The organism is Cellulosimicrobium cellulans (assembly GCF_042723955.1).
Taxonomy (GTDB): Bacteria; Actinomycetota; Actinomycetes; order Actinomycetales; family Cellulomonadaceae; genus Cellulosimicrobium; species Cellulosimicrobium cellulans_H.
Window position 1 is genome coordinate 21,330 of record NZ_JBHXIC010000062.1, and the last position, 6,717, is coordinate 28,046.

Sequence of the window (6,717 nt, forward strand, 5' to 3'; positions counted from 1 at the left end):
TGATCTGTCTCTCTCTCGCACTCCCACGGCGTGGCCGGCGCGGCCGGGGGGGGCGGGCCGGCGCCCCCGCCCCCCCCGCGGCCCCGGCGCGCCCGCCCCCCCCCCCCCACGACGCTCAGCCACTGGCCCGCGCGCAGGTCGACCGTGAGCGACGCGCCGCCGGCGCGGTGGTGCCAGACGGGCGAGACGCCGTCCGCGGTCTCGACCACGTGCGCCGTCTCGACCGCGACGCCGCGCTCGGAGCGCACGGTGCGCTGGCGCACCGACGAGCCGTCGGTCTCGTGCCGACACGAGACCGTGCGCAGCCCGGGCGCCGCCCGGTCCTCGTCCGCGTCCCCGTGCGGGCAGTCGGGCACGGGCCGCAGGGTCAGGGTCACGTCGTCGTGCGCCTGCACCCGCCAGCGCGTCGCGACGACCGCGCGCCGCGCGAGCGGCACGAGCCGCTCGTTGTGCAGCGTCACGGTGCCGCCCGCGGGCGAGGTCCACCGCAGCTCGCGCCGCAGGACGCCGTCGCGCAGGTCGAGCACGCGGTCGTGGGACTCGACCGCACCGGTGAGCCCCGGGTCGCCGTCGGCGGTCCGCACGTCGACGGGCGCGCCGTCGACCGACCAGCCGAGCCGCCACGCGTCGACGACGGGCACCAGGCGCTCCTCGACCTCGGGGTAGGCGTAGGCGCGCTCGGCGTAGGTCTGGTCGAACTCCTCGTAGACGTCTGCGACGAGCGTCGCCGGGTCGTCGTCCGCGGGGACCTCGTCCAGGACGCCCCGGACGCCCACGTACCCGTTCGCGAGCGACAGGAGGGACGCGGCCGCCTCGGGGGAGTCGACCGCGAGGCCCGACTCGCGGACCGACCAGGCGGGGGGATCGTTCGTCACGCGGTCACTCCACCACGGGTGTGCGTCGCACACCCGCCGGGCGCCCAGGACCGCCACCGCACCGCGCGACGAGCGGCTCAGGGGACCGGGCTGACGGAGAAGTGTCGGTTGACCGGGGACTTTTGCTTGTTGTCGACACAACTTTCGCCTAACGGTTGACATCGCCTCCTGACTGCGGTGTCATAAACCTCGTTGCCCCTGGAACCGACCAGGGGACCGGACGTCGGGCAGGGGAGCGCGGCGTCCGGGCCGACAGCCGACGGCGCGCACCGACGCGTGCCCCGGCGGGGCCATGGTGGCCCCGGACCTCGCCCCACGGTCGGTCTCCCACCGGTCGCGGGTCGAGCCCCGCACGACCGAGCACCTGTCTCGACCCTCTGCGACGCGGGACACCCCCGCACGACCCAGTCCTGCCCACAGTGCACCCCCCACAGCACCACCCGGGGAACCTCCGCGCGCCCACGTGGCGCCGGTCAGCGTGACGGCGAGCGCCGGCACGCCGGTCCGGCGCGCCCGCGAGCCGCCCGGACGACCCCGTACGCCCGGAAGGAGTCCCCATGCCCGACCCGACGACCGAGACCGAGACGCCCGCGAGGCCGCTCTCGCGACGGGCGCTTCTCGCGGGGGCAGGCGTCGTCGCCGCGAGCCCTGCGGCCGCTCTGCTGCTGGGCGCCGGCGGCAGCGTCGCCGCCGCACCCCCGGCCGCCGCCGCGACGACGACCGGTGCGGCCACCGGTGCGGTGGCCACCGCCGCGGGCGACGTCCGCAAGATCACGATGTACGCCGAGCGGATCTCGGACACGCTCGTCGGCTACGGCCTCGAGCGCGGCAAGGCCACGGTCCCCGGCCCGATCCTCGAGATGTGGGAGGGCGAGACCCTCGAGATCACGCTCGTCAACACGACGGACAAGCGCCTGTCGATCCACCCGCACGGCGTGAACTACGACGTCAACAGCGACGGCAGCACGTTCAACAACTCGTTCAACGAGCCGGGCGAGACGCGCACCTACACCTGGTCGACGGTCAAGATGGCGCGCGACCGCGGCATCTGGATGCCGGGCAGCGCGGGCTACTGGCACTACCACGACCATGCGTGGGGCGACCACGGCACGCAGGGCCTCGCCGCCGGGCTCTACGGCGCGCTCGTCGTGCGCCGGGTCGGGGACGTGCTGCCGCAGAAGCAGTTCACGATGGTCTTCAACGACATGACCATCAACAACAAGGTCGCCCCCGACACCCCGATGTTCGAGGCGAAGCTCGGCGAGCGCGTCGAGTTCATCTGCATCGGGCACGGGAACCAGCTCCACACCTTCCACCTGCACGCGCACCGCTGGGCGAACAACCGGACCGGCCTGCTCGCGGACCAGTACGACCCGAGCCAGGTCGTGGACAACCGGGACCTCAACCCGGGCGACGCGTTCGGGTTCCAGGTCGTCGCCGGCCTCGGTGTGGGCGCCGGTGCGTGGATGTACCACTGCCACGTCCAGTTCCACTCCGACGGCGGGATGGCGGGCATCTTCCTCGTGCGCAACGCCGACGGCTCCATGCCGCCGGGGGCGCAGGAATCCATCGACCGGTTCCAGGGCCATGGCAGCCACACGATGTCGGCGCCGTCGGGTGCCGCGCCGTCCGGGGCCACGGCCACGACCGACGGCGCCGCCGCCGGCGGGACCGGGCCGGCCGTCGTCGACCTCTCGGGGCACGCCGGCCACTGACGCGGGACCCACGGGCCTCCCGCCCGACCCGCACCAGCACGATCGGCTCCCGGCCCTCCCGGGAGCGTCGCACCGATGACGAAGGAGTTGGAGAGTGCTGTCCAGACGATCGACACCCCCCACGAGGGGGCGCTCCCGACCGGGAGCACTACGGGCCTTGACGGTCGGCCTGACGGGCGTCGCGCTCGTCGCGAGCGCGGCCGTGATCCCGGCGGCGGCGCAGCCCGTCGCCACCGCACCGACGAGCACGGTCGCCTCGGGCGTGACCCCCACGGCCGGGTCCGTCGCGGCCGCGGCGGCCACCGCGCCCGTGCGCGTGCTCGTGTTCCACGGCGCACCCGACGAGCAGACCGACCCGGTCGTCGCCGCGACCGCGGCGCTGACCGAGCTGGGTGCCGCCAACGGGTTCGACGTCGAGGCGACGTCCGACCCCGCGATGATCAGCGAGGCGACGCTCGGCGAGTACCGCGGCGTCGTCATGCTCTCCTCGGAGGGCATCGAGCTGAGCGGCGAGCAGGAGGCCGCGCTCCAGGCGTACATCAACTCCGGCGGCGGCTTCCTCGGCGTTCGCGACGCCGCGCGCGCCCAGGAGGCGTCGAAGTGGTTCGAGGGCCTCGTCGGCGCCCGGATCAAGGGCGCGACGATGACGGCGGAGAAGGTCGCCGAGGCGACCGGCACCGGCCGCAGCCCGGCCGCCGAGACCCCGGCCAAGGCCGTCGACGGCGACCCCGGCACCAAGTGGCTGACGTTCGCCCGCACGGGCCAGCTCACGCTGCGCATGGAGCAGCCCGTCGCGGTCGTGAAGTACGGCATCACGTCGGCGAACGACTCCGCGGGCCGCGACCCGAAGAACTGGAAGCTCCAGGGCTCGACCGACGGGCAGACGTGGGTCGACCTCGACACGCGCACCGACGAGGACTTCCCGCAGCGCTTCCAGCCGCGCACGTTCGACGTCGCGAACGAGACCGAGTACGGCTGGTACCGGCTGGACGTCACCGCGAACTCCGGCGACGCCGAGGTCCAGCTCGCGGAGCTCTCGATCTTCGGCCCCGACTCCGTCGAGCAGCCCGACCCGGAGATCCCGCTCGAGGAGCGCACGGTCGACCTGGTCGACCGCCAGCACCCCGCGACGGCGGACCTCCCGCTCACGTGGGACCGCGAGGACCGGTGGCTCGACTGGGCCGACGACCCGACCGGTGACGTGCACACGGTCGCGACGCTCGAGCCCGGCCCCGACGCCGGCCCGACGACCAACCCGTTCCAGCCCCTCTCGTGGTGCCGCGACTACGACGGCGGCCGCTCGTTCTTCACCGGCATGGGCGGCACGCCCGAGAGCTGGGCGGACGAGACGTTCCGCGAGCACCTGCTCGGTGCGCTCCAGTGGACGACGGGCGTGGTGCGCGGCGACTGCCAGGCCACGATCGCGTCGAACTACAAGGCGGAGCGCCTGTCCCAGGTGAACACGGCCGGCACGCTGGACCAGAACGGCGAGCAGCACGGCCTGACGATCGCGCCCGACGGCACGGTCTTCTACATCGGCCGTGGCGCGTGCGCGACCGGCCCGATCGTCCCGTGGAGCGACCCGAACGTGGGCCTCGGCTGCGGCACGATCCACCAGTGGGACCCGGAGACGGGTGAGGCGAAGCTGCTCACGACGCTCGACGTCATGGGCAACCGCGGCAGCGGCGACGAGCTCGTGAAGAACGAGGAGGGGCTGCTCGGCATCGTGCCCGACCCCGACTTCGCGACCAACCACTGGCTCTACGTGTACTGGATGCCGCACGAGAACATCGACCGCGAGCGTCGCGTCGGTTACCGCACGGTCTCGCGGTTCACCTACGACCCGGCGACCCCGACGATCGACCAGAGCACGCGGGTCGACCTGCTCGAGTGGGAGACGCAGATCCACAGCTGCTGCCACGCGGGTGGCGGCATGGCGTTCGACAGCGAGGGCAACCTCTACGTCGGGTCGGGCGACAACAACTCGTCCGGCGGCTCGAACGGCTACTCCGGCAACAACTGGACGCAGGAGTACGCGGGGATCAGCTTCCAGGACGCGCGCCGCACGTCGGGCAACACGAACGACCTCAACGGCAAGATCCTGCGGATCCACCCCGAGGACGACGGCACGTACACGATCCCGGACGACAACCTGTTCCCGGTGGGCGAGTACCCCGCGGACAAGACGCGTCCCGAGATCTACGTCATGGGCGTGCGCAACATCTCGCGCCTGCAGATCGACCCCGACACGGACTGGCTGACCGCGGCCTGGGTGGGCCCGGACGCCGGCAGCCCGAGCCCCGAGCTCGGCCCGGCCAAGTACGAGACCGCGACGATCATCACGTCCGCGGGCAACCAGGGCTGGCCGTACTGCATGGGCAACAAGCAGCCGTACCGTGACCGGAGCAACGAGGACGCGAGCGTCCTCACCGGCTGGTACGACTGCGACAACCCGAAGAACACGTCGCCGCGCAACACGGGCCTCGTGGACCTCCCGCCCGTGCGCGACAACATGATCTGGTACTCGCCCTCGGGCGGCGGGCCGGTGTTCCCGGACCGCGGCAACGGCATCCCGACCTACGAGGACGACGAGGCGACCTACACCATCCCGTGGCTGCGGGGTGGCGGCCAGGCCGTCATGTCCGGCCCGACCTACCGCCAGTCGCAGGTCGACCCCGAGTCCGACGTCGCATGGCCGTCGTACTGGGAGGGCAAGTGGTTCATCGGCGACCAGTCGAACTCGAACAACCGCGTCGCGGTGACGGTCGACCCGGAGAACCTGGACGCGCCCGTGTTCATGGAGGACCTCCGCCAGATCATCCCGGGCGGCCGCGGTGACGGGCTGCTCCAGAGCTGGATGGACGCGAAGTTCGGTCCGGACGGCGCGCTGTACATGGTCGACTACGCGGGCGGCTTCTTCAGCCTCGACCCGAACCAGAAGCTCATGCGGATCACCTACCAGGGCGGGGCTCCGACCCCGGCTCCGGCGGCGTCCGCGACGAGCATCCAGGGCGACCCGCTGACGGTGCAGTTCACCGGTGCGCGGTCCGGCGGCGTCTCCTACCTCTGGGAGTTCGGCGACGGCTCGACCTCGCGCCAGGCCAACCCGAAGCACAAGTACCCCCGCATCGGGACCTACGAGGCCAAGCTCACCGTGACGTACGCGGACGGGTCGAAGGCCACGGTCACGACCGACGGCTCGCCGTCGTGCACCCTGCCGGACGAGCGCGAGACCGTGTTCTTCGGCGACGTGGACTCCACGGTCGAGAACCTCGACCTGGGCGCCTGCACGATGAACGACCTGTTCCAGGACGAGAAGGAGTGGCGCACCCACGCCCGGTTCCTGGCGCACGTCGAGTCGGTCGCGAAGAGCCTGTACGACGACAGCCGGATCGACGAGCGCGAGCGCGCTCGCCTCGTCGACGCGGCGGCCCGGTCCCAGATCGGCGTGGACCCCGGTGGGTACCGCACGATCTTCGACGGCACCCAGGCGTCGCTGTACGACTGGTTCCAGGCACCGGGCGGGAAGTTCACGCTCGAGCCGGGCGGCTCGATCCGTTCGCAGGGCGGGCTGGGCATGCTCTGGTACGCGGGCGAGGAGCTCGGAGACTTCTCCGTCAAGCTGCTCTACCGCGACGTCTCGGAGGGTGACCACTACGCGAACGCGGGCGTGTTCACCCGGTTCCCGAACCCGGACGCGCCCGGCGACGTCGAGTGCGCCGAGGGTCAGTCCCCGGCGTGGGTCGCGATCTCGTGCGGTCACGAGATCCAGATCTACGACGGTCCGACGGGCGAGCCCCAGAAGACCGGCTCGGTCTACAACTTCGACCCGCTCGGCCTGAACACCGGCGGCGAGAAGCCCAAGGGCGAGTGGAACGAGTACGAGATCCGGGTGGTCGGCCAGCAGTACACGATCATCCGCAACGGCGTCGTCATCAACGAGTGGGAGAACTCGCCGGGACAGCAGTCGTCCCGGGCCGGCGACCCGCCCACGGACCTGCGCCAGTTCGACAGCGGGTTCATCGGGCTCCAGAACCACGGCAACGCGGACCTCATCGAGTTCCGTGACATCCGGGTGGCGGACCTCTAGGACCCCCGGGCGGGGGCGGCCCGGCCGGGCCGTCCCC

2 protein-coding genes and 1 pseudogene are annotated in these 6,717 nt (G+C 72.3%); 2 read left to right on the plus strand and 1 reads right to left on the minus strand.

Annotation, left to right across the window (positions count from 1 at the left end):
- Positions 1-875: pseudogene (locus ACFWH7_RS15495) on the minus strand (hypothetical protein); the annotation flags it as partial.
- Between the two features lie 557 nt (positions 876-1,432).
- Between ACFWH7_RS15495 and ACFWH7_RS15500 the strand changes: the two are divergent.
- Both ACFWH7_RS15500 and ACFWH7_RS15505 read left to right on the plus strand, forming a co-directional pair.
- Positions 1,433-2,590: a multicopper oxidase domain-containing protein gene (locus ACFWH7_RS15500; protein ID WP_378217560.1), complete on the plus strand. Its 1,158-nt coding sequence runs from the start codon at positions 1,433-1,435 to the stop codon at positions 2,588-2,590.
- Positions 2,591-2,747: 157 nt separating this feature from the next.
- Positions 2,748-6,680 (plus strand): ThuA domain-containing protein, encoded by a 3,933-nt coding sequence (locus ACFWH7_RS15505; protein ID WP_378217563.1) that lies wholly within the window; start codon positions 2,748-2,750, stop codon positions 6,678-6,680.
- The last annotated feature ends 37 nt before the right edge of the window (positions 6,681-6,717 follow it).